The following is a 25,746-nucleotide window of genomic DNA, read 5'->3' on the forward strand; positions in this document are numbered from 1 at the left end:
TCATCGGTCGGTCTGCCGAGGATTAGGTTAGATGGAGTAATCAATCGAGAGCATATGGTCCTTACCCATCCTGTCGCCGTAGACCGGGAACTTGGACAAGGAAGTGTCGATTGCCTGGATGTCTGCAGCACTGAACTTGATGGATTGCGCACCTAGATTTTCAATCAGATGTGCCTCGCTACGCGTGCCTGGGATCGGAACAATGTTGGGGCTTTTCGCCATCAACCAAGCAAGAGCGATCTGCGATGGAGTCGCGCCCTTTGTTGCCGCGTAGTTTGTCAGCCATTCGATGATCGGCATGTTGAGCGGCATGAACTCCTTGGAGAACTTTGGAAACCCAGCGCGGAAGTCCGTCTTCGCATCGAACTCGGTCGCGAGGTCATACTTGCCTGTCAGGAAGCCTGCTCCAACGGGCGACCATGGCACGAAACCGATGCCTAGCTCATTACACGTATCAAGAACGCCGTTGATCTCCACATTCCGGGTCCAAAGAGAATATTCGCTCTGAACTGCTGTCAGCGGCTGCACAGCATGAGCGCGGCGGATGGTTTTGACACTCGGCTCAGAGAGACCAAAACCGAGAACCTTCCCCTCTTTGATAAGGTCCTTCACCGCACCGGCAACATCTTCGATTGGGACATTCGGATCAACGCGGTGTTGATAGTAGAGATCAATATGGTCCGTGCGCAGTCGCTTCAAAGACTCCTCGACCACTCTTCTGATGCGTTCAGGGCGACTATCGAGCGCGACGGTGCCGTCGATGGCAAAACCAAATTTCGTGGCAATCTTAACCTGATCGCGAATGGGCTGTAGCGCCTCGCCCACAAGCTCTTCGTTGGTATAGGGGCCGTAGACTTCTGCTGTGTCGAACAGTGTTACGCCGTTTTCAAACGCGGCACGGATTGTTTTGATGCCGTGGTCTTTAGCCACAGGAGCGTTATAATTACCGCTCAGGCTCATGCATCCGAACCCGAGTTCCGAGACTTCGAAATCGCCTAGTTTCCGTATGTTCATTGTTTTGCTTCCTGATGATCTGCGGGTGGGGTTTTGCGCCTGTGCTAAGGCTGGACCCCAAAACGGGGCGGCAGCAGCCGCGCCGAGCAACGCCGTGGTCCTCAAAAACTGACGGCGGCCTTCGATGTGGTCCCGTTCCAGGTCATTTGATGTTTTGTCTCTGCTCATGATCACCTCAAGGTTCCGTCAGGCTTCTGACTTACCAAAAGATAACAGTGGCGGACCTATACGATTAGACGCTATTGTGGTCTTGGTCTTATAACTCTGGAATATAAATGACACGCCAGACAGTCGATGATCTCATTGCCTTCATGGTCGTGGCGAGGGAGCAGAGCTTCACACGAGCCGCCGCGCAGATGGGCATCTCTCAGCCTGCTCTAAGCAAAACTATCCGTGAGTTAGAGCACCGTTTGGGTGTGCGATTGCTGACGCGGACCACGCGTAGCGTATCGACGACAGAAGCTGGAGAGCGTCTGCTACAGACGATTGGTCCCCATTTTGACGGGATCGAAGCCGGATTGGCAGCTTTAGGAGAACTTCGAGATCGTCCCTCAGGAAATCTCCGGATCACATCCGTGGAACACGCTTCACAGACAATCTTGGCTCCGGCTCTGGCGAAACTGCTTCCAGAGTATCCTGAAATCAACGTCGAAATTATCAACGACTATAGTTTGACCGATATCGTGGCGGATCGCTTCGATATGGGAATTCGCCTTGGTGAGCAAGTTGCCCAGGATATGATCGCAGTTCGGATCGGGCCGGATTTCGGAATGGCAGTGGTTGGCTCTCCCACGTATTTTTGCAACCGACCAGCCCCAATCACACCTCATGATCTCACCAGCCACGCTTGTATCGGGCTTCGCTTACCCACATCAGGAGGACTATGGTCATGGCCGTTTGCAAAAGACGGGCGTGAATTGAAGGTCCGCCCACAAGGTCCCGCAGCGTTCAATACCATCGGGCTTGCTCTCGACATGGCGTTGGCGGACGTCGGGCTCGCATATCTCCCTGAAGACGTGGTTGGTGAACACATTGCGAGCGGTCATTTGATCAGGGTGCTTGTCGATTGGTCACCTCCAGCATCTGGCTACCACCTGTACTATCCAAGCCGTCGCCAACCGACGCCTGCCTTTTCTTTGATCCTGGATACACTTCGCTATCGTGGATAGGAAATTTTGGACCTTTATTGGGCGCAGGTCGAGTTTACGCGAGTTCTCAGAATTAGGTAGCAAATGCCGCAAGATGTTTTCGTATGGCTAAAAACGCGGCCATTGCTTAAAATTGGGAGACGGATCAGTCGGTAGGTAAGTATCCGTTTCTGAACCTAAACCGTTCGTCTGACACGCGGCGAGTATCTGTTCTCGAAATTAAGAATTCACCGCAATCATCACAGGCGTCACCAGAAACTCCCTGAATGGTCGTGGTGTTTCCTTCAAACTCGTAAGTGAGGTCGAGGATAGTCGGCTTTGCGTTTCTACTCCCGCAAACTTGGCACGACATGTGAATCTCCAATATTTCAGCCAGTGAAATTATAGCGTTCGTTTCTTTATCGGCGCAATGTTGTTACGGCTGGAAATCGTCGTTTTCGCTCCGCACTACCTCCACTGCGGGCTGACCTTCAACACAAATGCCTTGAAGCATGTTGCTCGACCCAATACACGCTGCTTGCGCAAGTTATTGATGATTGCGATGGCCGGTCCCTCATTGAGAGAGCGTGTTTCAGTATGAATAGAAGCTGGCAAAGGAACGCAGATGTCGATCACCGTACAGAAAACAATCCCTGCTGCGCGTATGCGGCAGTTCCATCAGATGGTTGATCGCTGGCTTGAGGAAGGTCCGATTAGGCTCGCGACGAATGCCACGATAACCGCAATGGACAATGCCGGACTCCCGAAAGCTGAACAGGCGGCGATCATCGAGGACCGCGATATCATCATGAGACACAATATGCGCCTCGGCGTAATCAGCGAAGTATTCGCGTCAGCCATCGAGAAAACGGTGAAATCGTCTCGGTCGGGAAGTGAAGCTCAGGATGAAATCGCTCGGTTGATCGTGACTGCAATTGGCATTCGTCAGGACGATGACAGTGAACTGGTCACATTCACCTTCACGACCCAAGATGAGGCAGACGCATTCGATAAAGCCATCTGAAGCATCGCCATGAGCGGTTTTCAATTTGACTTATTGACAGGCACCCCGCCGACGTTAGGGCCGTTAGCCTTCCTGGCCCTAAGCGGTCATTTCTGCGAAATCGCTACTTCCACCACGCTGTTGCTCTGCTCGTGGGGCGAAGTAGAGAACGCCGAAGCAGAGGGACCTGCTCATCGTAGGAATAATGGACAACAAGCATAAGAACTGACGATCAGTCGACCTTCTGCGCTTGATAAGCATGATAGCCGCACAAGTTGGGGTAATCGACGTCGTATTCTTCCGGAGAGATTCCCGCACCACATACGATGCAACTACCAGGTATCGATCCTTCACAGACGACGCATTCGGCTATGTCCCGGATAAACGTGTCCAGCCCGCATTCCGGACATGCCGCCAACGGCGGATCACCGCCATCCTTCACAGCAAGGTACGCGTCGCCTTCTGTCGCGATAGCGAGCGCGACCTCCATAACCTCGCCCAGTTCCATATCGTTTTCACCGCAGCCCTTGCATGCGAACTCTATATGGGAGGGCTTGGTGTTCGTTTCATCCTTCTGTCTAAGAAGGTTCGAACCACAGCTCGTGCAGGAGAAGTGCTCGGAGGGGAAATAAACCTCCTCGGAGTCCCAGGAGATGTCGACATAAGATGCCTCACACTCCTTCTTAATGGCCTCCTGAATTTCAGCATTTTGGAGAAGAGCGTTCCAGCACTCCGGCGTGAACTCGTTTTCCGGCTGGAGATAAAGGAGGTTGGTCATGATTGTCGTGATTAACGGCATCGCGTCTGCTAGAGCCGCTTTGACCGCCTCGTTGGTCGAGGTGAGATACAAGTGTTCGATGTTGTTCCGATGCTTGCCGAACTCATCAAGCTTCTTCCAATCGAACTTTATCCCTAGCAACTTGAACCGCGACTTGATGTCGGCGACATCAACGGTCTTGCGCTTGTCCGCTTCCCATTCAATGTCTCCTCCCTTCGCGATCTTGGGTTCAAACCGGACAAAAATGAGTGATCCGTCCGTGCTCAACGACCGTTTCCACAGCACTGCCTTGCAGAGCAAAAGTACCCCAGCGTAGACGTTTCTGACGGCCGACAGGTCTCGACGAGCGTCATCTGATTGGAAATCTTCAACTCCAACCTCTATCGAGTCGATAGCGTTCTTTACGAGCTTGTCCACGGGTCACTTCCTCACAAAGATGAGATACATGTCTTTGGCGTCGTTGACTACGAACTAGCCAGCGCGCGGACGTATACGCCCACGAACCGGTTGGGTCGACACTGCGTAGACGAGACCACTTGGTTTCTGCTAGTCTGGTTTTAGCGGCAGCAGACAGGTTTCGTGCTCCCTCATTCACCTTCTCGTTCATCTCAGCGCACTCCTGCCAGCCGCGTGCCGCTCTGGGTACATGCTATTTCCGCGACCTGCGTCGCCGACGAACCGCTGACGAGAGGTCCCCACGATGGATCACTCTTAGACTTCAACATTCCATTCACGGTTTCGCCGCTCCCAAGCGTCCTCATCTGTCCACTGCTGCATTTGACTGCACGTGTCGTATAGACCCAGCCTGACGCATTCGAGTACCTCGTGTTGATGGATACCACTGACCCTTCAGGACCTTTGCCAAGTGCGACAACCACGTATGTAGCACGCGGTTCGATTGGGCGATCCACGAGGAAGTCTACCGCTTTCAGAGCGCTGACGCCTGGAATATTAATGCTTTTAAGGTCGATTTCATCGGCATACGCAATTGGAGAAAAGGTTGCTGCGATGATGGTGATGCAAACTCTGATCTTCAAATTCAAACCCAATCCTCCGTGTTCAATCATCGTGATTAAAAGCATAACAGAACCGGCAAGTCGCCCCTAAGCGATCAAAATCTGCGTTCATCTTCGCTAATAACAACGATCTCAGTCTTTACAGCTCGACGTCCCCACAAGGCATGCAGTAATCTGATCGAGCGGCGTATCGTTTGAACCGGTTTGTTGATCTCCGATCCAGGACGATACCTTCCAGTCCGCTTCGCCTTCAGCCGATGCCAGTTCTACAGAGAACGCTTCCTCGCTTCCCGGCATGCTATGCAGTGTCATCACTTGCTTTGACCACATCAAAGCGCCTTCGGAGCGGAAAATGATCTGGAAATCGTTTCTAGACGCCTCGCAAACAAGTTCTTTGATTGTGGTGCGATTATCGCTGCCAGAACCTTTCACAACGATGGTTGCGTCCAGGAGATCGGCGTCAGCACCAGACTTTTCGACGGCGATAACACACCGTTGCGCTTCCTCCTTTTCCTTGAGTTTTCGATCACCACTTTGGCAGGCGCTTCGAAGCGCTGGGACGGCATCTCGAAGAACAAAGCCGTCCGAAAGGTCTTTGCAAAGTTGACGGGCTTGATCCGCCGCAGGTGCGAGGGGCTCTGCCGTATCAAAAGCCGCGTTTATGCGTGCGACACCTTCTTCTGCCTGCTTCTTGGCCGCTGAAGCAAGAGCGGTTGTACATGCAGCTGTTATCGTGTCCTGCGCCTGAGAACTTTCCAGTCGACGAAGCTGATTGCAGTTCTCGCTAAGTTTTTTGACGTTTTCAGATTGGTCGATGCCGTTTGATGCTGCAACGAGAGCGATCTCGTTGAGCGAAGCAGCCTCCAATTCGTTTCGGCGAGATTCCAGATTTTTACCGAAAAAACGGGCGACAAAGTCTTGCTCGCTATGTTTCAGGTTGATCTGCTTACGGTCGGGCTGCAAGTTTCGGGTTTCTACAAGGGTGGCGAATGTCAACGGCAAGGCCAAAAGGCGATCTCGCTCTGCCTTGAAAGCAGCGATCCTCGTTTGCTTCTCCTGAATGCGTGGCCAGCCCTCCGTCAAGCTTCGCACATAGTGTTCGGCATTTTCGCACGTTTTGGAACCTCGAAGAACGTTTTCGGCGAGTTCGCGTGTCCAATAATCAAAGGAAACGCCAACGGCGAGTTCCAGGTCGTCAAGCTGATAGAAGCTCTTGTTCATCAGGGAAAGCCGCTGGCACATGACCTTGCTGTTCGAAACGTCGTATGCGGCTGCCAATGGATATCCAGCATCGGCAAGACGATCCGATGCCATCTGCAGCGCAAGCGCGGTGTCCTTGCGCGCTGTTGCGTCCCGGCGGTTTTTCATCAGAGCAGGTAGTGTATCATCCAGTATATGATGAATGCGAATGACGTAATTTTTCCTGGCATCCTCGGTATCCAAAGGAATATTCGCACCGTCCGCCACGCTGCTGCGGTACCGCTTCCAGAATTCCGGGACAGCGGTAGACAATCGCTGCATGTAAGGCTGCTGGTCGAGTTCGGGCAGGGCGAAAACAATCGGTGTCGAGTCCAAAGCTTCTGTGGCTTTCTTCGCATCTTCAGCAGTTGGAAGGGCGGTATTGAGAAGCGAGAGCAGCTTGTCGAGCCTTGATTTTACGCTATCCGTTTTTGTGACGTTGAATGGTTCACAGCTCTTGTAAGGCGAGCCTTCTTTCCAGCTCGCGTTGATCGCGGCATCGTTTTCGGACAAGAGGAGCCGGACGTTTCCACGATCATCGACCAACACACGGTTGTTGCTGGTTTCCTGTTCAGTGAGCTTCAACCATTGAACTTGGGTCGCGCCCCGCTGCTGATAGTAGACGGTTACAGAAGAGCTGCCGCCCAGGTTTCTGTTTGCAACCCAGTCTGTGTTCAACACGGTCTGAGCGCAGGTGAATGTACCCGTGTAATATTCCTGGCTGTCCTGCGCCGTTACCGTAACCGTGTTTGCCAGAAGCGCTACTATCGCTGCGGCGATGTGATTGCAAATTCTCATGGTTGACCCCGTTACCCCAGTACAAGTCGTACTTGGAATCACGGGTACACGCGACCAATTGATAAAGAGGCCACAACCGGAGGGGGGTTTTACCCTCTGTCCGACAGTCCATTTGGACAATTCAGGGCGCACCCAGGGTAGTTTCCCCCTGCGACTTTCGGAACTTGATTAACTCTTTCGGATGCAATGTAGGGATGCAGCACAACGCTGGATTCTGGGCTCATGAAGACGCCGCATGCATGACCATCGGCGATATAAATGACCAGCATACTGACCAACACGAGCGCTATCGCCGCCCTTAGGACCTTGCGGTCAATTTCAAGCAATCTTGCTGATACGCAGGATAGAGTGTCCTCTGGACTACGTGTTGATACCGCCTCCGACAACGCCGCATATTGGTCAATCGCGACAACCATGCGGTCTGACGGGTCAGCGATGGAAGCCGTTCAGGATGCTCTTGGCCTTGGTTTTGCGAAAGTAGATACTGCCTACGCCGCAATGTCCTCCACCATCGATGTCTTGTCAGAGTTTCAGGCAAAACTGGTGACTGCTAAGGATGAGAGCGTTGACCGGTCTAAAGTTCAACGTGAACTTGAAGGTCTCAAGAGCCAAACAGTGAGTATGGCGCAGTCAGCCCGCTTCAATGGCGTCAATTGGCTCAACACCTCGATCAACAATATCTATGACACCGCCGAAGCCAAAACGAATCTAACCAGTGCATTCGTACGAGCGGTGAATCGTGCTGTATCGATTAAGACTGCCGAATTCGATTTGTCCAAGGTCTCGTTGTATAACTCGACGGGCGGTGGACTTCTCCAAGCCGATGACCGGAGCCCGGGTTCAATCGGTGGCATCAGAAATACGATCTATAATTTCGATCCGGTCGGGAGATCAGCCTGGGAAGACTACGTTTTCGACGGGCCCCTTACGTTTACAGATAACAGCACAGCAATCTCATTCACATTAACCCTGGATGCTGACAATCGAGTAACAACGACCGGTGCCCAAGCTGGCGCGACACAATCCTACACGATTGACCGGGATACGATTGATGCTGTGAACCCAGGCTGGAACGGAGTCGTCTCAACGCGCGGACAGTGGCGTCAGGTTATACAATCGGTTGTCGGAAACTCTGTTCGCATACTTCAGGATTCGTCGAATCCATCTAAATACACAATCCAAACAGCAGAAAACTCCGCACGAGGCTCGTCCTACGAGATGACTGGTTTCAGTTCGACTCTTGCAAGCGGCAAAACCGGCGGGTTGCAAGACAGTGCGGCACCCATTTATGGCACACGGGCCTACACCTACAGCATCTGGGATCAGCAATTCGAGCTGAAACCGGCTGTGGAGGCTTATATTGCCATCACAGAAAACGGTGTCGACAGAACACTGACCTTGACGCGAGACACCGTTATGGCAGCACTCGGCACCACAAATGGCCAGGTGATTTCGGCTGCCGATTACATACAGGTGCTGAACTACGCTTTCGCCAATCAGGGAATGGGTATCAGCGCATCCGACCTTGGATCGGGGCTCATAAGATATGACCTGATTGAAGCGGCAAGACCTGAAGCTGGTCGCAAGACTTCGTTAGGTGTCAAGGGAGCTACCGACAACATTGGTAATCCGCAAGCGTTCGGACTTCTCGATGTAGACGTCACGTCGAACTATAGCCTGGACGGCTATATCAACGGTGTTCAGTCAATGCTGAACAGAACAATCGATGGGGCAGCGGCACTCGGGGCCATGAAGACACGGCTTGAAATGCAGGAGAATTTCAACAAAGCGCTCATCGATTCAGTCAGTCGGGGTGTAGGACGATTGATTGATGCGGACATGGACGAAGCTTCAACGAGATTGAAGGCCTTACAAACGCAGCAGCAGTTGACGCTGCAGGCGCTGAACATAGCGAATGAAAATCCATCACTACTGCTACAGCTTTTCCGGTAGACGATGCCGCTCCACCTCTGCAACACCGAGACCTGGAGCGTTCTTTTGAAGGTATCGGCTGACCGTCCGAGGGTGTACGTGATAGTGATCGGCAATATCAGCAAGTGATCGTTGGTCATCGCTGTAAGCTCGTTTAATTTCGGCCAGCAGCTCCGGTCCCAGGCTCGGTCGTCGACCAAGGCGCTGACCTTTTGCGCGTGCTGCCGCAATTCCCGCTGCCGAACGTTCAGAGATCAGACCCCGCTCGAATTCTGCCAGTGCTGCGAAAATATGGAAAATCAGTGATCCCGCCGAATTGGCCGTGTTGATCGATTCGCTTAACGACAGAAATTCAACTCCGCGCCGTCTGAGCTTCGTGATGGTATTTACGAGATGGATAAGTGAGCGCCCCAGACGGTCCAGTCGCCAGACGATCAGGGTGTCACCGCGTTTCAGGCGTCTGATCGCTTGTGATAATCCTGGGCGTTTCACTTTGATGCCGGAGATGCCATGGTCCTTGAAGATGAGTTCGCAACCGGCGGCGTTCAGCGCATTGAGTTGCAGGTCCAAGTGCTGGTCGGAGGTCGACACTCTTGCGTAGCCGATTTTCATTTTTGCCCTGAGATTTCCTTGGCGTCTGCACGATTGACATAACCAACCAATTTTGTCCGGTCGGATTTGTCGCAGTGAGACAAGTGTGTTTGATCAAGGCTCTCAAGGATTTAAGCAAGCTACGAAATAGATATTGGCTGGATGACAAAATTGGTTCCTTTTGTCCCAACTCAATACTGAATTTCCTGGCACGAGATTATAATCGTGCGGGGGATGAAATCGTTTGCGACCTGCGTGCATGACCTGATGGATGCCTGGATCACAAGCAGGGAAGGGGCTCAGGCTACTGATATTTATCAGGCCGTGATGGGACCCACCCAACCGAATGTAGTCCTGGCCGTCGTCGATTGTCGAGATTCCGAGATCGGGACTTTTTCAGTCGATTTCATTCACCGGTACAGCATCGCGACCACCGCATTTGATTTCCTGAAATTGCAATGGCAGGAGCCGCTTGATCTGAGAAGTTTTCTGGATCAGAAATATCTGAGAGACAGCGTCATTCCCGCGTTAAGCAGGGTGATGAACGGCAGACGACCATCACTTTCAAAAGGGAATACAGCCTGCGGCGGCTGCAAAATTTTCTATGAAATGCTGCTTATTCCTCAAAAAAACGCGATCCAGCAATGCGAGTGGTGCATTCTGTTTTCAAAAATTGATCTCGTGCTCCCTGCTGCATTGCAGCAGTTCCAAGCGGACGGCATTGACCTGAGTATCCTTCAGCTTTTGACGGAGGGTGCATTTCAAAAGGAAATCGGCGCTCGGTTGAAGTTATCACCCCGCACGATTGAGCACAGAATCGAGCGGCTCAAGGAAAGGGTAGGGGCAAAAAACCTTCACCATCTGGTTGCTCTCTGGATATCCGTCCGCGTTTAAACGTAACGAGAATTTGAAAGGAGCCGGATTTGGATCAAGTCGGTTCAGGGCCAAATTCTGTCATGACACTGTTCGCCAACCGAACACTGGATAACCTTCTTGCTCCGGAACAAAATCAAACCTTGAGGCGCTATGTCCAAGTGAGATAAATTTGTCTGGAAAGAAATCGCTTGGCCGAGACGAAGACGAGATCAGAAAATGCATGGGCGTACGTCGCGGATACGCTGGCTTTGGTCCTATTCTTTACCACAACCGGGATTATCAATGAACGATTTGTCGCAGGAATGACGTGGGAGCAGGTCCTTCATGCTCGCCTGATTGGAGGCGTTCTCATGGTTCCGGTAGGGCGACCTTATGGTATGTGGCGCGACTGGATGATGAGCCATGCGAAAGAAGCACGGTTTTCTCAGCTTATGTGGGACAGCCTGGCGCTGATGAGCTTTCAAGTGCCGATCTACGCGGCGATCATCGCCTTTAGCGGAGCCACCGGGGAAGGGTTGATAAGAGGAGTGCTGGGTGCAGCGGTGATGATGATTGTACTGGGCCGACCTTATGGTGCATTCCTGAACTGGATAAGACACCACTTTGGTTTGCCGCCTGGGGGTCAAAATCCAATGTCACTCGACGTTTAAACAGAAGGGTGCCTTCGCGGCAATACGCGTGAGAAATTCGACCGCAAGGTTTACGAGATCATTTGCAATAGTAGCATAGGTGAGCTGAGGAGAACACCGATCACGAGGCCGACTAAACCCAATGCTACCGCCCCAATCGTTCCGTGGCTCTCCCAGCCGATCAGCGCTCCTGCACCTGTAGATGCGATAACAATCGAAGCCGTCCAGATAAGCTTAATGATGGACCAGGTGTATTCTTGGGCTTTCGGTTCTTTTCGTGCCACGATGGCTCACTCACATCAACTGGACAACTATTGGTCTGCTTTCCGCAGAAGGGCGTGGAGATAAGTTAGACGGCTACGTGCTGCTGCCAGCTGATTTCTTTCGCCACCTATTGCGAAGCTTTTTGACCCGGTACACCTCGTACGTCGCTAGATCGTATTCATAGGTAGACCAATATAGCATTCGCCGTTCGCGAAGTGCCAGAAGGTATTGGGCGGGATTTACCACCACGGTTAGAATGAGGACGGCGAAGCTGGAAATTGGCGGGATGCCCAGCAGTACACAAAAGGGAAGGCTGAAAACCGCAATGATGCTTCCATACAGAATATTCGATAGGCGGCTGGCTGCTATCCTCCAGAAAAAATACTCGAAGAGAAACGCCACGAACAGTATAATTCTGCCCATCAGAAATTCCGGTCTCCTAGTCATTCTGCTTTTTCTTTCGGTAACGTAGGTCAGGATATGTTGCCGTTCGTAGACGGCTTACTTTGTCGATGGACGATGCCCCGGGATATTGGGCAATTCAGTAATAACCTCGATTGCACCCATCCGACCCCTCCTCGCATGGCTCGGGGACCAAATCTAGAAGCTAGATGCGGAAACAACGGTTTGCAACGTCTCCATCGGGTCATTTGCCGCCTAGACAGGAATGCATGATAGGCGGGCGCTCATCGTCGACCTGCGAAGAAACATTCGATGTGATTTGCAACGGCATCGGGAGCTTCTTCAGCCATGTGGTGTCCGCTGATGATGCCCTGCTTCAGGACTATCTGGTCGCTCCAATCGCCCCAAGGACTAGCTGGGTCGCCGTACAGGCGTTCCATGTCGTCGTGCACAGACCATAAAACTCCCAAAGGACATTGCAGTCGTCGACTCGCCTCCTTGTCACGCCTGTCGTCGTCATAATCGAACTCAAGTCCTGCTCGATAGTCCGCGAGCATCCCGCGCACCACCTCAGAGTTCCGAGTAGCGGCGAGGTAATCCAGAATATTTCGGGGACCAAGAGCTGCGTCAGCAGGATACCAGAGGTCAGGGTTGGCTTGGATCGCTGCTTCCGCTTTTTCACTCTGGGCAAAAAAGAACCAATGCCACCACTCCTTCGCAAAGCGCCAATCTGCACGGCTCAAAACCTCGTAAATCGGAATACCATCCATTACGACGAGGCCCGCGACACTTTCCGGGAAATCCATTGCGAGCCGGAACGCACGATATGATCCGCGATCATGGCCAGCGACACCGAACCTGTCGTGCCCAAGCTCTACCATGCATTCATGTAGTGCCGCAGCCTTTGCCTTTCCCGAGCTAGCCGCGATGGTTTCGGGCTGATAGCTACGCCCGAAGCCAGGCATATCCGCACAAACCACCGTGAAGTTACGTGCAAGTTGAGGGGCAACCTTGAACCAGGTGGTGTGCGTCCTCGGATGTCCATGAAGGAGCAAAATGGGAAAGCCGGTCCCGCCACACCGTACACGAATCTCGCCCCGCGATGTCGTGACGAAGGTTTCCGTGAAATCCTCAAAGAAATCCGCCATTGTCTGTCCTAATTATTTTGATCTTCTCTGGAATACGCATCTGGGAAGCGCTCGGTTCCTAGGGACGGATCAGGACTAAGAACATGCCCTCCGGATTAAGATTCTCACTCGATGTCTGCTTCGCGCAACAATAGGTGGTTGGAGATTTCACTCCTCGTATCGGTTCGCCACGACCAAAGTCTGGTCTCTATTGGTCACGAGGTCGACACGGCCACCCCTCTTGAAGCTTGCTGGATAGACAGAGTACCGTAGCACCGCGTCGAAAGATGGACCTACCTTCGCGTCCGTACCGTAATCTCTTCCGTTACCGGAGACCCTGTTACTCGTGAACTGCCATCCGCTCAGGAGACTTTGAAAGTCATCAGGGTCAATTCTAAACGCGCAAGTTACGATTAGGTCGGTGACGGCAGATGCTGAGCATTCGATATCTCGAACCGACCGTGGCAGTTCCTTAATGTTCATAATGAAAGCAACCCGTGCCGGGTCCTTGCGGTCGTCGGTAGCGATTAGATAAAAAAGGTAAGCAAAAGGAAGCCCGACGGCCAACGCGATGATGATTGCATACCTGAAAAAACGTCCTCTAAGACGGCTCATGCGCATCCCCACATACTGTCGCTCACCTGCCTGCTTTGCGCCAGCCAGCGGCACGGGCATCGGCTTCTGAACAGAACCAACGCTCGCCATATTCAGTCCTGATCGTGGTGGAGGCGTAGTCGAGCTGGCCGGGAACGTGGAAAATTCGCTCCCGGGAATTGATGCTGATATTGCCTTTAATGTTGCACTCAGCATCCCATAGTTCGCGCGGTACCAACGTATATCCGCCGGTGGCTAGAAATACGGCGCTAGATGAAGCCATCACGATCAAGCCGAAGTTGCTCATACCTAGCGATATAAGGAATCATTCTTCAAATTCCGTTGCTTGGAAGATTAAAATCCGCCTTATGAAGCTTGGCCTTTTCCATTGCCTGGTGGCAGGCGAAAGAAGCGGACATCAAATGGAAATACCATTCGAGTGAGCGGCCTACGGGCTGACAGATGGCGAGAAAAACCGAGGAGATAGATATGTTGCGATGGCTCTGTCGGTTTTTGCCTATTGTAGCATTATCCGCCGCGTCAGCGACCGCGTCGGATGGCAACGCGATGAAAGCCTTTCACGACGCCGTACACGCTGGCGAGACCGAAACGGTTCGGACTATGCTTGCAGCTGATTCACAGCTGGCAATCTCGGCGAACAAAAACGGGTTTCAGCCGATACATCTCCTCGATATGTATCCCGATGAAGATGTGCTTAATCTCTTGCTTGCAAATGGAGCAGACATCAACGCGGTGAACGATGAGGGCGTTACCATTCTTCACATTGTCACCGATCCTGACGCCGTGTCTTTGCTGGTAAGAAAAGGCGCTAATGTCGAGGCCCGCGACAAACGAGGATGGACGCCTTTGATGATGCAGACGAACAATCAGGAGAATGGGCCTGATGTAGTTGCCTCCCTTCTCGCGCACGGAGCCGATCCGAATGCAGTCGGAAACGATGGGGAAACGGCTCTATCGTTTGCAACAGAAACGGGCAGCGAATCCTTTAGCGACATCCTTACAGCCAACGGCGCGAAAAAGTGACCGTGCTTCAACGCTCGCAAGATTACCGCACGGCCTCATTTTGCTGACGACGTTGTCTCGCCAAAATCGATCATTGTATGAATTACGGTTGTCGCGATTATCATGCTCGCGAGAACGAGAAAGGCGGGCTCCGGTGACAGATATTACACGGAAATTTACGACACAAACGAGGAGGAATATGCTGCCGAATTGGGTCATCACAATGAACGATGAGACATTTGAAATCACGTACACCCTAACCCCACGCGATTATGCCGCGATGACGTCGGCTATTACGAGACGGTCGTTCGGCAGAAATCTCTACACATTCGCGCTCCTAGTGGCCTCCGTTTGGTGTTTGATGGTCTTCTTCATGAAAATTTACGACCCACTAGAAATGATGCGCAGGGTCGCCGCCGATAGTATTTCGGCATCCGCTTTTACAGCGCTTTTGATCTTTGTGTGCGCGGTCACGATTGCCAATCAATGGATCGTCTGGGGAGTCTCGTATCTTCACTATAGGAAGTTGGCCTCTGCCGGTTCGACCATCACTATCACGATGGACGAGACAGGCATTCAAAGCCGGTCTTCTGTGGCCAGTTCTGTAATTCCATGGAACACGGTAAAACGAGTGCTGCGGGAGAAAGACCATATGATTGCTGCGATTTCAGAACGAGAAGCGCTCATTTTGCCAAGGCGTAGTTTTAAGTCAGAAGAGGATTTCAACGCGGCCGTGGTTTATGCATCAGAACGAGTGTCTTCTTGACGGTAAGCGCAACCGTCGCAAAACGCGTCATGTTGCCAATTTTAGTGATGGATTGCACCCTTGAGATTTATTGTTTCACTCATGTTCATTTTCCCGGCATCGGCGGCAATCGCTGTTATGCAGCCCGGTCAACCACCATGGACATGCTCTGTCTGGTCCACATGCACCTCAGCCGACATATGTGCAGACTTGTCTGGTCGACGGGTTCAGTTCAGTCTTTCTCAGATATCGGACGAAGCGAACATGTATCACCTGGTGGGTGATGATGGCGATGAGCAGGTCGCACTAGAACTTCCCGACTTAGATTCCGCGAGGCAATTTGCGGAAACTTACACCTCGATTGCCCCCACACCGGCCATCTTAATTCGGAACGATTTGATTTCCGACACGCATAGCTTTTGGTTGCGGACGATCTCGCAGCGCGGTGACGGCACCCATTTTATAACAAATGAAAAGATGCTCGTTTCGTGTGACAGTATCCAGAAGTAAGTGATGAAGAAAACAGAAAGCTAATCGCGTTGGTTCTGACCGGTCTGTCAATTGTGGCTGAGCTGCCGATACACGACGATATGCGAGCGATCTACCGCGAATGTCTGTCAGGATAATGAGCCGATACCCATGTCTCCTTTCGATCCCTTGAGGACGTTTGAATTTTCCCATCTAGAAAAAGTAAGGTTGCGAACGCTATTTGCCCCAATCTTCCAGATCGTCGAACAGTGTCGGACCTCCTTCTGGTTCGAGCCTCGCGGCGCGTTTATGGAGAATATCGGAGACGCTATCGAGCGACATAGGGGAAGACAACACTTCTCCGTTTATCGCGAGCACGCGAAGAACCTGTCGGTTTTTCGTTTTGCCCTCAGTTGTCTGATAAATCCACTGAACTTTCAAAGTGTCTAGAACGCCTACTTGGAGATGGCGACTTTCAGCAAGTTTCCAAAAAACCTCATCGTTAATCACAAAGTAGCAGGTGCGACCGAGGGTATTTTTACCCTTCCATTGACGGCTGTGCTGATCATCTTCGTCCCAGTTGGGCGAACTTACAAACACGTCTTCAATCGCTGTGTGCCACGTGCCTCCCTCTTCGTCAGGCTCCCGTTTTGCCGGTCTTTGAGCACGCGCAGGAAATGTACTTCGAGGTATTGGGAAGTCGGAGTCCGGACCAAAACCTACACGTTTAATTTCTCGGTTGGAAATACAGGCTTGGTAAAAATCTGCCCGTGCATTCAGTAACGCGTCTAGCTCGATCTCGTCACCGCCCAAAGAAATCAAATCTTCCGCCTCTTTCTCAAAAACCTCTTTGACCATGGCAGCGAGCATCTTCGCTCCTGCTTCGCATATCAGGCTGTCGAAATCGGGTCTTGGATCGGGAAAGCTAGCATTCGTGTCGTCCGTAAAACCTTCGTATGCTCTTCTCGACTCCTCGACGAGCAAATCGTAGGTGTCGATACCTGCATCTAAGGCCCATTCGGAAGGCGTTTTTCCAGTCAATCCTTTGACGAATGCAGCAGGAGTATCGCTGTCAACAAACAAAACGAGAGCGGCCAATGAAGGAACAACGATTTTTAGTGTCTGTAGAAACGAACCTTCTTTGGGAGGGACCACAACAATCTGGACCCTAAAATCAACGTGAAACAGCGTTACGTTGAGAGCGATAACTGCATCATTCACACTTTTGGCAACAGAAACGAAGGTCTCTAGGTCAATCTGGTGATCGGCTACGTCGAAATGGATGAAGACCTTATCCGATTGATACGGATATCCTTCGAATTCTGCTGATGGCATTCCGAACGTCCTCTGCGTCTTAATTGATACAACTAAGCCGCTAGGTCTCTGCTAAGCAAGCGTCAAAATCGGTCAAGACAGTTCAATGCACAGGCGTCTCTCTATTGCGCATTGTTTGCCTGTTGAAAGTTCAGAAATGCAAATGCCTGGTTTTCAGCAGAAAAAGCTCATGTTTCACTGGCGCACCTCTAATGAAAATTCCTGCTTTTCACTTTCAACGTGTCGATGTGAAGGTCAGGCACGAAGATGTCGCGAGGCTTTGGCGTGCGGGCATCCGTGCCAGGTGACCCATGCGCAAATTCGTCTCCTCGTCCCGTCTGTAGTTTGAAATCCAGATCGCGATTAGAAAGACGTGATAGATCGTCGGAAAGATCGAATAATTGCTGCGCGACCAGATGCACAACGTCGCCCTCGCGCTGAATTCGACCGTTTATCGCCATCATCGATGAGCCCAGCACGATCTTGCGTCTCCGCTCAAAGAGTGTGGGCCAAACGACCACGTTTGCTGGCCCCGTTTCATCCTCTATTGTCAAGAACATCACGCCTTTGGCAGAACCTGGTTTTTGCCGAACAAGGACTAGTCCTGCTGTCATGAGCCAGCGCCCATCGCGAGCGTTCATAGCGTCTTCACAGGTGACAATCTGGCGCTTCGTTAAATCGTCACGCAGGAAGGCAAGCGGGTGCTGGCGCAGTGTCAGACCTATATGGCTGTAGTCCGCAACCACGTTGTGTCCCTCCGTCATCTGCCGCAGTTCAACTTCGGGTTCTTGCTGTTCTGCTATGGCCCGAGATTCGCGCTGCGCAGCCGCAGCAAAAAGAGGAAGGGGCTCATCGCGTAGAGCCTTGATGGCCCATAAAGCCTCCCGACGCTCCAGATTTAGCGATGGCCTGAATGCATCAGCTTCGGCAAGCTCCACTAATGACGCAACAGGAACGCCAGAGCGCCGCCACATATCATCTACGCTTTCAAATGGTTGGTTCATGCGGGCGGTAATCATCCGGGCAGCGTCAGCAGCCGCAAGGCCTTTGACCAAGCGCATACCCAGCCTGACTGCATGCCTATTGGAGTTTTCAATTTTCTCTAAGGTACAGTCCCAACGAGATCGGTTGACGCAGACAGGTCGGATTTCGACGCCATGGTTTTTGGCGTCGCCAACGATTTGGGCCGGGGCATAAAAGCCCATGTCTTGACTGTTCACCAATGCCGCACAGAAAACGTCAGGATGATGCAGCTTCACCCAGCAGGATGCATAGGCGATCAGCGCGAACGAGGCTGCGTGGCTTTCTGGGAAACCGTAGCTTCCGAAACCCTCCAACTGGCTGAAAGTCTTTTCGGCGAATTCTGCCGTGTAACCATTCTTCACCATACCTGACACAAGCTTGTCTTTGAACCTGCTGACACCACCCGTGAATTTGAAGGTGGCCATCGACTTGCGAAGCTGATCAGCCTCACCACCCGAAAAACCAGCACAAACCATCGCCACTCGCATCGCGCTCTCTTGAAACAGCGGCACACCAAGCGTCTTGCCGAGCACCGCTTCCAGCTCCGGTGTTGGATATTCGACGGCTTCCTTACCCTCGCGTCTGCGGAGGTATGGGTGAACCATGTCGCCCTGGATTGGTCCAGGCCGCACAATGGCGACCTGAACGACGAGATCGTAGAATGTACGAGGCTTTAACCTTGGCAACATCGCCATCTGTGCACGGCTCTCGATCTGGAATGTGCCGAGAGTATCTGCTCTGCGGATCATGGCGTACGTCGCAGGGTCCTCCTGAGGGATTCTTGCGAGATCGAGATCAATGTCTTTGTGTTGTTTGATGAGGGCAAAGGATTTTGCCATGCAGGTCAGCATCCCAATGGCGAGCACATCCACTTTCATCATTTTCAGGGCTTCGATGTCATCCTTGTCCCATTCGATAATATGACGATCTATCATGGTCGCAGGTTCTATGGGCACAAGGTCATCAAGACGGTCCTGGGTGAGTACAAACCCGCCCGGATGCTGTCCGAGATGACGTGGTGCACCCATCAACTGCTGTGCCAGCTTCAAGGTCAGAGCGAGACGTCGGTCCTGTGGATTGAGACCTTGTTCCTTCAGCTTCTGGTCTCCGACCATTTCTTCAGACCAATGCCACATGCCTGAGGACAGAACTTTGATGATGTCTTCCGGTAACCCTAGTGCCTTTCCCACGTCACGGATTGCTCCCTTGGCGCGATAGCGGGTGACGGTCGAACAGAGGGCCGCTTTATGTGTGCCGTAGGTTTTGTATATCCACTGGATCACTTCCTCACGCCGCTCGTGTTCGAAATCAACGTCAATATCCGGTGGTTCGTCGCGTTCTTTCGACACAAACCGTTCAAACAGCAAATCGTTGGTCTCGGGATCGATTGAGGTAATCCCAAGGATGTAGCAGATGGCGGAATTCGCTGCCGATCCACGTCCCTGGCAGATAATGTTTTGGCTCCGGGCAAACCTCACGATGCTGTAGACTGTCAGGAAGTACGGCGCATACCGCATCTCCTTGATGAGATCGAGTTCATGCCTGACAGCCTGAATTACCTTCTGAGGCAGACCTTCGGGATATCTGTCGGGAACGCATTCGCGAACGTAATGCTCTAACGACTGCTGCGCATCCATCCCAGGAACGAGCGCCTCCTCCGGATATTGATAGGTCAATTCCTCAAGAGAAAACTTGCACCGATTGACGATCTCCATCGTTCTGGCGAGAGCCTCAGGATATCTCGTAAAAAGTCTTTGCATCTCCTCCGGTGGCTTCAAGTATCGGTCAGCATGCCTTTCGCGGTGGAAGCCTACCTCATCAATGGTCGTGTTGTTGCGGACGCAGCTGACGACGTCCTGCAACTGCCGACGGCTTGGATCATGAAACAGGACGTCATTCGTAACCACGGCCTTGACCTTATGCCGCACAGCCATGTTTGACAGCTCAAAGAGCCTCATCTGGTCATTCGGTCGTCGCCGGAGGTCGAGCGAGACATACGCCCGGTCTCCAAAAATCTCGGCCATTTTGCGCACTTGAACAGCGCAAGTTTCGTCCGGAAGGTCGGGTACTAGAACGCCAATCATTCCTGCGGCATAGAGCGCAACGTCTTCGAGGGTGAGAATGCAATTGGCCTTGCCGCCACGCCCTTTCCCAAGTGTAAGAAGTCGTGTCAGTCTCGAATAGGCAGGCCGATCCATTGGGTAAACTAGAATTGACATCCCGTCCTCCAGATCGAGCCGACAACCAACCACCAGTCGAACACCTGTGGCGCGAGATGCCTCAAGGGCCCGAACGATTCCGGCGAGAGAGTTCCTGTCGACTATGCCCAATGCCTGAATGCCAAGCTCTTTAGCCGTAGCAAACATTTCCTCAGCGCTGCTAGCACCGCGCAGGAAACTGAAATGGGTCGTGACCTGCAGCTCGGCGTAGCTCATCCGAATATTCCATGCAGGAACCACTGATGAGAGCCAGTGTTAGGGTCGACACCGTCACCAAGGCGGAAAATCCAGAAACGTTCGCCATCCTCGTCTTCCACTACAAAGTAATCGCGGATAGCGTTCAGTTCGCTGTCGCGTGTCCACCACTCTCCGAATATCCGCTCAGGACCATCGGCTCGTTTGACCTTCCGACGTTTTCCGCGCCAGGTTATACTCGCTGGCGGATGGTCCGGTAAAAGTGCAATAGCTTCGATTTGATCTGGATAGGTCAGCAATCGGATTGGCCTTCGCCACTGGTGAACCCATATTGCTTGAACATCGGGTGCCGCTGCTGCGATTCGCGCAACGCTGCGTTCTGGAACATCGGAAGCGACGGGTGCAAACCTGTAAACGCGCTGCCCGCGATTACCGTAAATATCAATCAGCGGCGTAATGTCGTCATCCTGATCCGTAGTCAATTCGGATGACCGCTGTTCTTCTTGTAGTGGCTGCGTCATGACCGCAGATACCGTCAACTTCTCAATGCCGAAGCCGGGATCGATCTTCTCTGTGCGGTCACGGAAGAGTTTTGTCAGCCAGGCGACATCGCGGGCTGGCTTTGCAGTTCCTGCACGAATGGCTTGGCGAGTGCCGTCTACTTTCTCAATGATGAGATCAGTACGACGAACACCGAGACCTCTTTTTTGAAGCTCGATCACAAGCTGCTCCACCAGACGACCGACATACTTGTTGATGGTCTCTGCTGATCCAATCGGCTCGGCAAATGTTCGACTGACTTCGATAACATCGGGCGTTCTTATTGGACTGATAGGCTCGGAAACTCGCCCAAACATCTGGTCGATACGTCGTCCAATTTCAGGCCCAAAACGAAGAGCAAGCGGTGCCCTAGGAGTTGCTGACAGTTCACCGATGCTTTTGAACCCGAGCGTATGAAGATCATCAACGATCTTTGTGGGAAGCCTGAGCAGCGACAGAGGTAAATTCTCAACTGCTCGGACGGTCTCGCCAATAGGAACAATCACTGTTTCACGTTGGATGGCTCGGGCACATGCATGCGCTGCGCCCCAGGTGTCGGCAATGGCGACACGGGCAGCCAGCTTTTTTGACCGAAAACGATTGGCAATTCCCGTCAACATGAGTTGCTCGCCGCCTTGGAGGTGGTCAGCTCCTTCCGTATCCATAACGATACCGCTTGGTTCATCGACGGCGACGATTGGTGAATAATTGCCAAGGGCCCAAAAGGTAATCCGTTCGAGCGCCGCAAGGTCGGCCACTGGATCAGCATCGATCATCAGCAAACCTCGAAAAATAGCCTGTGCCTTGGCAGCCGGAATTCCGACCTTCAGACCTGCTGCTCGCGCTGCAGGGTCCACCGCCGACACCCATCGCTTCGAACCTGATTTGGCGATCACAGCAATGGCTTGCTCAGCGGGAATGCTGGGATCGTCGCGTCTGACCCTGTCCGTCGACAAGTCCGGCAGATAAATCGATACGACCCGAGGCATCACACGCTCCTACAGTAAACTCTGCGCATTCGCCTGCTTTCACTCTCATCAACTCGATAAACCATTGCGGTCGACCAACACCCGGCACTGGAAGGTCTTCCGACGGCAAAACAGATATTCTCCATCGCGTCGTCGACGCCGTAGGTTGACCGAAATCAGATGCTTCCGTCTGCCTGCGCCATCGGCGAACGATCAGGCCTATCGTGCCCGTTCTTTCCGCTGCCAGCTGTAACCGCCTGGATGCCGTCATTGGCAAACGAACCAATTCGCCGACGACGGCACCGAGACCACCGAATGACAGACCCTCTTCCAATGAGGCAAGGACGTCTTCTTCTTTGTCGACTTCTACGAAAACCACGCGGTTATGATGAAGACCGGCCTGAGCCAGCGCTGGGAAGAAAAGGTCGGGCCTAGTCAGACACCAAACGATCTTTCCCTTGGTTCGAGCTGCGATGCCAGCGGCAAACAAAGCAGCTGCTGCCCCATCAACGGTGCCGGTACCGCCACCTGCAAACTCGTGGATTGCTCCATAGCTCAAACCCCCGCCTGGCAAACAATCGTCAATGTCATCCACACCGAAAGGCAATACGGATTTCTGTCTCGAAACCACGCCTTCAAGATGTTCAATTTGCTCCCGAAGTCCGGCAATCACGGGATTTGCGTTGCCAATTTTCATCGCGAACTCCAATTGAGGTGGAACTTTCAGTCTGGCTTAGCTCCTACGTTCTCTATTTGTTCCTTCTCGATATTTGAGTCAATCGTCATATTCAGAGGGAGAGGTCAAGAGGTCCTTCGATCCACAGGGTGGATGGAGCCTTATGTGGAACTGAATCAATGCAGTAGACGCCAACTATCCACAGGTCCGGTTCGCTGAAAAAAGTTTATCGTCGACACGTGATGCGATATTGTTAACTGCGACTTCCGTTGATGGTCAAAAATCTAACGTTTCGGGAGACCCTTTGGTACCTCGTGATTTCGACCCTTCACCATCCCACTCACCAAGCTTCATCGCCATCGCCAGACGCAAATGCTTGGAGGCATGACTACCTCCTCGATTCTAAGGGAAACGGTAAGCGTGTCGCATCTATCACGGTGTTCTCGGCTTTGTTTCAATTCCAGCTGACCTTAATCTCTCCTCCGCAGCGTCGAGGACCGCAGTGTCGAACCGATCAGGATGTCGCAGCGCAACTGCTTCGAACGTTAGGTCAGCCATCTCTCGCTCCAAGAGCATAAAGAAGCCTTCGGACGGCTCCTTTCGCATGATCAAATCCTTGAGAGTCTCTACTTCCCCAATGCGAGCGATCTTCGGTCGCGTTCTCCCCAAGCGTGTAGTCTTTACACGTTCATTCGTGAGGGTTCCCTCTAACGCGTGAATACTTCTCCATACGTCATGCTCAAAAGTGCCGGGCTTTTCCGATGGCAAAACATCGTAAAGTCTAAGGTCGGCAGCATGCGCGACTGATATCTCGCCGCGTTCTCGCGCATTTACAGCCATTTGGCGGAGTTTACTGGCATCACCACATTTCTCAATTATCAAAAGTGCTTTCTCAGCGGCTGTACTGGCCATTTGCCCTCTTTCTACAAGTTGAGAATTGTTCAGATCACCCGGTCGGCAGTATGAAAGGACTCAAACTCAAATGTAAATGGCGATCCACAGCGGAAATCTGAGTGCGCTCACCGCCTCTCGTCTGCCTGTAAATGTGATTGGTCAAGGGATCAGGCAGCCCTAAGCGTGGCTGAAGGGCAGGAGAATTTTGATCCTCCAGTTTTTGCCATGGGTTTAAATCAAATGTCGTTCCGATAGAGTGCGACAGTGATTTGAATTTAGGCAGTCTTCAAATGGATACAGTTGCTTTAGCGTTAGAACAAAAGCTCGGCGACTTATTCGACGATGCGGATTTCAACACTGTCCACCGGCAGATGTCACCCTTCAATCTTTTCGAAGCAGTTGGAGCTGTCAGAGCCGAGCTTCGTCATTCGAATTTTCTCGCATATTTGCTGTCTCCGAGCCGTCCACACGGCCTTGGACCGATGCCACTGATCGCCGTTCTACGTTCTATTCTGAGCCGCATTCCATCGAATGAGCGGCCGATCATGGCCTTGGAGCTTGTTGCCGGTGACCTTGATGACGCAATTGTCTATCGGGAGCGAGACGATATCGACATCATCGTTGAACTGCCGTCGCTCAATTTTGTGGTCGCGATAGAAAACAAAGTTGGCAGCAAAGCAGGAGATGGACAACTGGAGCGGTACGACGTCCGTCTTAAAAAACTCTACCCGGACCACCGACGACTGATGGTATTTCTAACACCAGATGGGACCACCCCAGACCATGCCGGATACGTTGCATATGACTACGGTGGGATCGTGGAAACGCTGGAGAGTATAATCACCAATCCGCTGGAGCCACTTCCATCGGAGACGGTGCTCATCATAAATCACTACATCGACCTGGTGAGGAGACACATCGTGACCGATGAAAGACTGCGATCACTTGCCATCAGGCTCTACGAACGGCACAGAGAGGCTTTCGACTTCATATACAATTGCCGACCCGAGCCAAGAAATTTGCTTGCTGTTGTGCGTGAGCGAATTGAGTCCGTCGAAGGGCTAACCATTGAAAGCACAGGCAGCAATATTCTCCGTTTCACTCCGGATGTTTGGGATACGGAACTCCAACTGGTGAAAGCTGATCCAACTAAATGGACGAAGACCGGTAGGGGATTACTTTTCGAGGTGAAGACATATCCAAATACTCCAGGCCGAGTAAATCTATCGCTTATTCTCGGGCCATGCGACAGCGCCATGCGATCCTATGTTTATCAGGCTGCAATGGCGAACCCGAAGCTTTTCCAAGGCGTCGTGAAGCCCATGGGAGTGCAGTTTGCAACGATATTCAGCCGCGATCTATTAACAGCCACCCAAGCGACGGGAATGTCTTTCGAAGGTCAAGAAACGAACGTTTCTTTAGCTTGGTCGAGCTTTCAAAGTGAACAACTTCAACACCTGATGTATGCGATCCTTGAGATGGACCAGCAACTTGTGGAACAGCAAAAACCGGAAATCGCATGAGACGGCGGTTATCTGCTGCATTGATCACTGCAAATGGACGCAGAAAGATATTGACTCTCCTGCATGTGTTCTTTATTTGTTCCAATCATGAAAAAGATCGCTCTGCACCTCATACGAATATCTCGCTGATCCGCTGCCTCTTTTGAGGCTGTGATTAACTGCGTGTATCGAGTATTGCAGATGAGTATCCAGTTGCCTTCCCATAGCGGGATGTCACAAGTCTATCACCCACATCAATTTGTCAGATGCGTCGGGCCTGTCCGTTTCAGAAATCAACTGGCGCGGGACGTGTCCTGCATGTTGGATTTCGAGGAAGTTGCTTCGGGGTGGGCATGCCAGTCACTCGAATTCCGGAGTGGTTTTGACACCCATCGTCCTGACTTCGTGGTTGAGCGCGATCATGATATTCTGATCATTGATGTGATCACCAGAGGCACTCTACCACCATGGATCGCCAACGCTGTCCGAGCTGAGAACTACACTTATCAAACATGGTCGCGCGGCGATATCGATCCGATCCGTCTGAAAAATTGCAAAGACCTGCTTCGTTACGCTGGTACCGAGGCCCGTCTTGGCGACCGCATTCGGTTGCTTTCTGCTCTCGAAGATCAGGGCAGCCTCACACTTTCAGAGTGCCTGCAGCTGGTGCGCGAGAGTCAGCCAATATGCGCAGTGGCCAATATGATTGTAGCGCGATTTATCGAAATTGATCTCGATACCGCGCTTCTAGGACCTGAAACCAGCGTCCGCAAATTCTCCCGCTAAACT

The 25,746-nt window shown here is 52.1% G+C and carries 23 protein-coding genes; 10 read left to right on the plus strand and 13 right to left on the minus strand.

The window, feature by feature from the left end; genetic code table 11:
* Positions 1-27: 27 nt before the first annotated feature.
* Positions 28-1,014: an aldo/keto reductase gene (locus tag RMR16_RS20180; protein WP_320197403.1), complete on the minus strand. Its 987-nt coding sequence runs from the start codon at positions 1,012-1,014 to the stop codon at positions 28-30.
* 275 nt (positions 1,015-1,289) lie between these two features.
* Here RMR16_RS20180 and RMR16_RS20185 point away from each other — a divergent pair, with 275 nt between their 5' ends.
* The gene (locus tag RMR16_RS20185; protein ID WP_320197404.1) at positions 1,290-2,183 is read left to right on the plus strand and encodes a LysR family transcriptional regulator; all 894 of its coding nucleotides are present in this window, start codon (positions 1,290-1,292) and stop codon (positions 2,181-2,183) included.
* A 124-nt stretch (positions 2,184-2,307) separates the two neighbouring features.
* Here RMR16_RS20185 and RMR16_RS20190 read toward each other — a convergent pair whose 3' ends face one another.
* Positions 2,308-2,514: a type II toxin-antitoxin system MqsA family antitoxin gene (locus RMR16_RS20190; RefSeq protein ID WP_413785915.1), complete on the minus strand. Its 207-nt coding sequence runs from the start codon at positions 2,512-2,514 to the stop codon at positions 2,308-2,310.
* Positions 2,515-2,766: 252 nt separating this feature from the next.
* Here RMR16_RS20190 and RMR16_RS20195 point away from each other — a divergent pair, with 252 nt between their 5' ends.
* Entirely contained in the window at positions 2,767-3,165 is a 399-nt protein-coding gene (locus RMR16_RS20195; protein WP_320197405.1) for a hypothetical protein, read from the plus strand.
* A 211-nt stretch (positions 3,166-3,376) separates the two neighbouring features.
* On the opposite strand, the gene RMR16_RS20200 is transcribed toward RMR16_RS20195, so the two are convergent.
* The 3 genes from RMR16_RS20200 to RMR16_RS20210 form a co-directional block, all read right to left on the minus strand.
* On the minus strand, positions 3,377-4,339 hold the full coding sequence (locus RMR16_RS20200; protein WP_320197406.1) for a hypothetical protein: 963 nt from the start codon (positions 4,337-4,339) through the stop codon (positions 3,377-3,379).
* Positions 4,340-4,530: 191 nt separating this feature from the next.
* A complete protein-coding gene (locus tag RMR16_RS20205; protein WP_432355120.1) occupies positions 4,531-5,004 on the minus strand; it encodes a hypothetical protein in 474 nt (157 codons plus the stop codon).
* Between the two features lie 66 nt (positions 5,005-5,070).
* Complete coding sequence (locus RMR16_RS20210; RefSeq protein WP_432355122.1) at positions 5,071-6,975, minus strand: hypothetical protein; 1,905 nt, start codon at positions 6,973-6,975, stop codon at positions 5,071-5,073.
* A 258-nt stretch (positions 6,976-7,233) separates the two neighbouring features.
* Here RMR16_RS20210 and RMR16_RS20215 point away from each other — a divergent pair, with 258 nt between their 5' ends.
* Complete coding sequence (locus RMR16_RS20215) at positions 7,234-8,928, plus strand: flagellin (protein ID WP_320197409.1); 1,695 nt, start codon at positions 7,234-7,236, stop codon at positions 8,926-8,928.
* On the opposite strand, the gene RMR16_RS20220 is transcribed toward RMR16_RS20215, so the two are convergent.
* Positions 8,911-9,519 (minus strand): recombinase family protein, encoded by a 609-nt coding sequence (locus RMR16_RS20220; protein WP_320197410.1) that lies wholly within the window; start codon positions 9,517-9,519, stop codon positions 8,911-8,913. The two genes, RMR16_RS20215 and RMR16_RS20220, sit on opposite strands and share 18 nt — an antisense overlap.
* 213 nt (positions 9,520-9,732) lie before the next feature.
* Between RMR16_RS20220 and RMR16_RS20225 the strand changes: the two genes are divergently transcribed.
* Positions 9,733-10,392, plus strand: a complete 660-nt coding sequence (locus tag RMR16_RS20225; protein WP_320197411.1) for a LuxR C-terminal-related transcriptional regulator — start codon at positions 9,733-9,735, stop codon at positions 10,390-10,392.
* A gap of 170 nt (positions 10,393-10,562) precedes the next feature.
* Entirely contained in the window at positions 10,563-11,024 is a 462-nt protein-coding gene (alaE, locus tag RMR16_RS20230; RefSeq protein WP_320197412.1) for an L-alanine exporter AlaE, read from the plus strand.
* Positions 11,025-11,953: 929 nt separating this feature from the next.
* Here alaE and RMR16_RS20235 read toward each other — a convergent pair.
* A complete protein-coding gene (locus tag RMR16_RS20235; RefSeq protein ID WP_320197413.1) occupies positions 11,954-12,817 on the minus strand; it encodes an alpha/beta fold hydrolase in 864 nt (287 codons plus the stop codon).
* Between the two features lie 616 nt (positions 12,818-13,433).
* The gene (locus RMR16_RS20240; RefSeq protein ID WP_320197414.1) at positions 13,434-13,697 is read right to left on the minus strand and encodes a sunset domain-containing protein; all 264 of its coding nucleotides are present in this window, start codon (positions 13,695-13,697) and stop codon (positions 13,434-13,436) included.
* Between the two features lie 182 nt (positions 13,698-13,879).
* Between RMR16_RS20240 and RMR16_RS20245 the strand changes: the two genes are divergently transcribed.
* From RMR16_RS20245 to RMR16_RS20255, 3 genes are all read left to right on the plus strand, one after another.
* Positions 13,880-14,434, plus strand: coding sequence for an ankyrin repeat domain-containing protein (locus tag RMR16_RS20245; RefSeq protein WP_320197415.1), 555 nt, complete (start codon positions 13,880-13,882; stop codon positions 14,432-14,434).
* 202 nt (positions 14,435-14,636) lie between these two features.
* Complete coding sequence (locus RMR16_RS20250) at positions 14,637-15,179, plus strand: YcxB family protein (RefSeq protein ID WP_432355126.1); 543 nt, start codon at positions 14,637-14,639, stop codon at positions 15,177-15,179.
* 243 nt (positions 15,180-15,422) lie between these two features.
* Positions 15,423-15,668 carry a hypothetical protein gene (locus tag RMR16_RS20255; protein WP_320197417.1) on the plus strand — a complete coding sequence of 82 codons (246 nt, stop codon included), beginning with the start codon at positions 15,423-15,425 and terminating at the stop codon, positions 15,666-15,668.
* A 195-nt stretch (positions 15,669-15,863) separates the two neighbouring features.
* Here RMR16_RS20255 and RMR16_RS20260 read toward each other — a convergent pair whose 3' ends face one another.
* The 5 genes from RMR16_RS20260 to RMR16_RS20280 form a co-directional block, all read right to left on the minus strand.
* A complete protein-coding gene (locus tag RMR16_RS20260; protein ID WP_320197418.1) occupies positions 15,864-16,961 on the minus strand; it encodes a hypothetical protein in 1,098 nt (365 codons plus the stop codon).
* A gap of 188 nt (positions 16,962-17,149) precedes the next feature.
* The gene (locus tag RMR16_RS20265; RefSeq protein WP_320197419.1) at positions 17,150-20,398 is read right to left on the minus strand and encodes an error-prone DNA polymerase; all 3,249 of its coding nucleotides are present in this window, start codon (positions 20,396-20,398) and stop codon (positions 17,150-17,152) included.
* Positions 20,395-21,906 (minus strand): Y-family DNA polymerase, encoded by a 1,512-nt coding sequence (locus RMR16_RS20270; RefSeq protein ID WP_320197420.1) that lies wholly within the window; start codon positions 21,904-21,906, stop codon positions 20,395-20,397. The genes RMR16_RS20265 and RMR16_RS20270 overlap by 4 nt, the downstream gene beginning before the upstream one ends.
* Entirely contained in the window at positions 21,827-22,582 is a 756-nt protein-coding gene (locus RMR16_RS20275; protein WP_320197421.1) for an ImuA family protein, read from the minus strand. Before RMR16_RS20275 ends, RMR16_RS20270 begins: the two co-directional genes overlap by 80 nt.
* 411 nt (positions 22,583-22,993) lie before the next feature.
* Positions 22,994-23,473: a hypothetical protein gene (locus tag RMR16_RS20280; protein WP_320197422.1), complete on the minus strand. Its 480-nt coding sequence runs from the start codon at positions 23,471-23,473 to the stop codon at positions 22,994-22,996.
* A 272-nt stretch (positions 23,474-23,745) separates the two neighbouring features.
* Here RMR16_RS20280 and RMR16_RS20285 point away from each other — a divergent pair, with 272 nt between their 5' ends.
* Both RMR16_RS20285 and RMR16_RS20290 read left to right on the plus strand, forming a co-directional pair.
* On the plus strand, positions 23,746-24,978 hold the full coding sequence (locus RMR16_RS20285) for a PD-(D/E)XK nuclease family protein (protein WP_320197423.1): 1,233 nt from the start codon (positions 23,746-23,748) through the stop codon (positions 24,976-24,978).
* A 297-nt stretch (positions 24,979-25,275) separates the two neighbouring features.
* Positions 25,276-25,743, plus strand: coding sequence for a hypothetical protein (locus tag RMR16_RS20290; protein ID WP_320197424.1), 468 nt, complete (start codon positions 25,276-25,278; stop codon positions 25,741-25,743).
* Positions 25,744-25,746 lie beyond the last annotated feature (3 nt).

Origin of the sequence: Agrobacterium sp. rho-13.3 (assembly GCF_033957765.2) — a bacterium.
Classification (GTDB): domain Bacteria; phylum Pseudomonadota; class Alphaproteobacteria; order Rhizobiales; family Rhizobiaceae; genus Agrobacterium.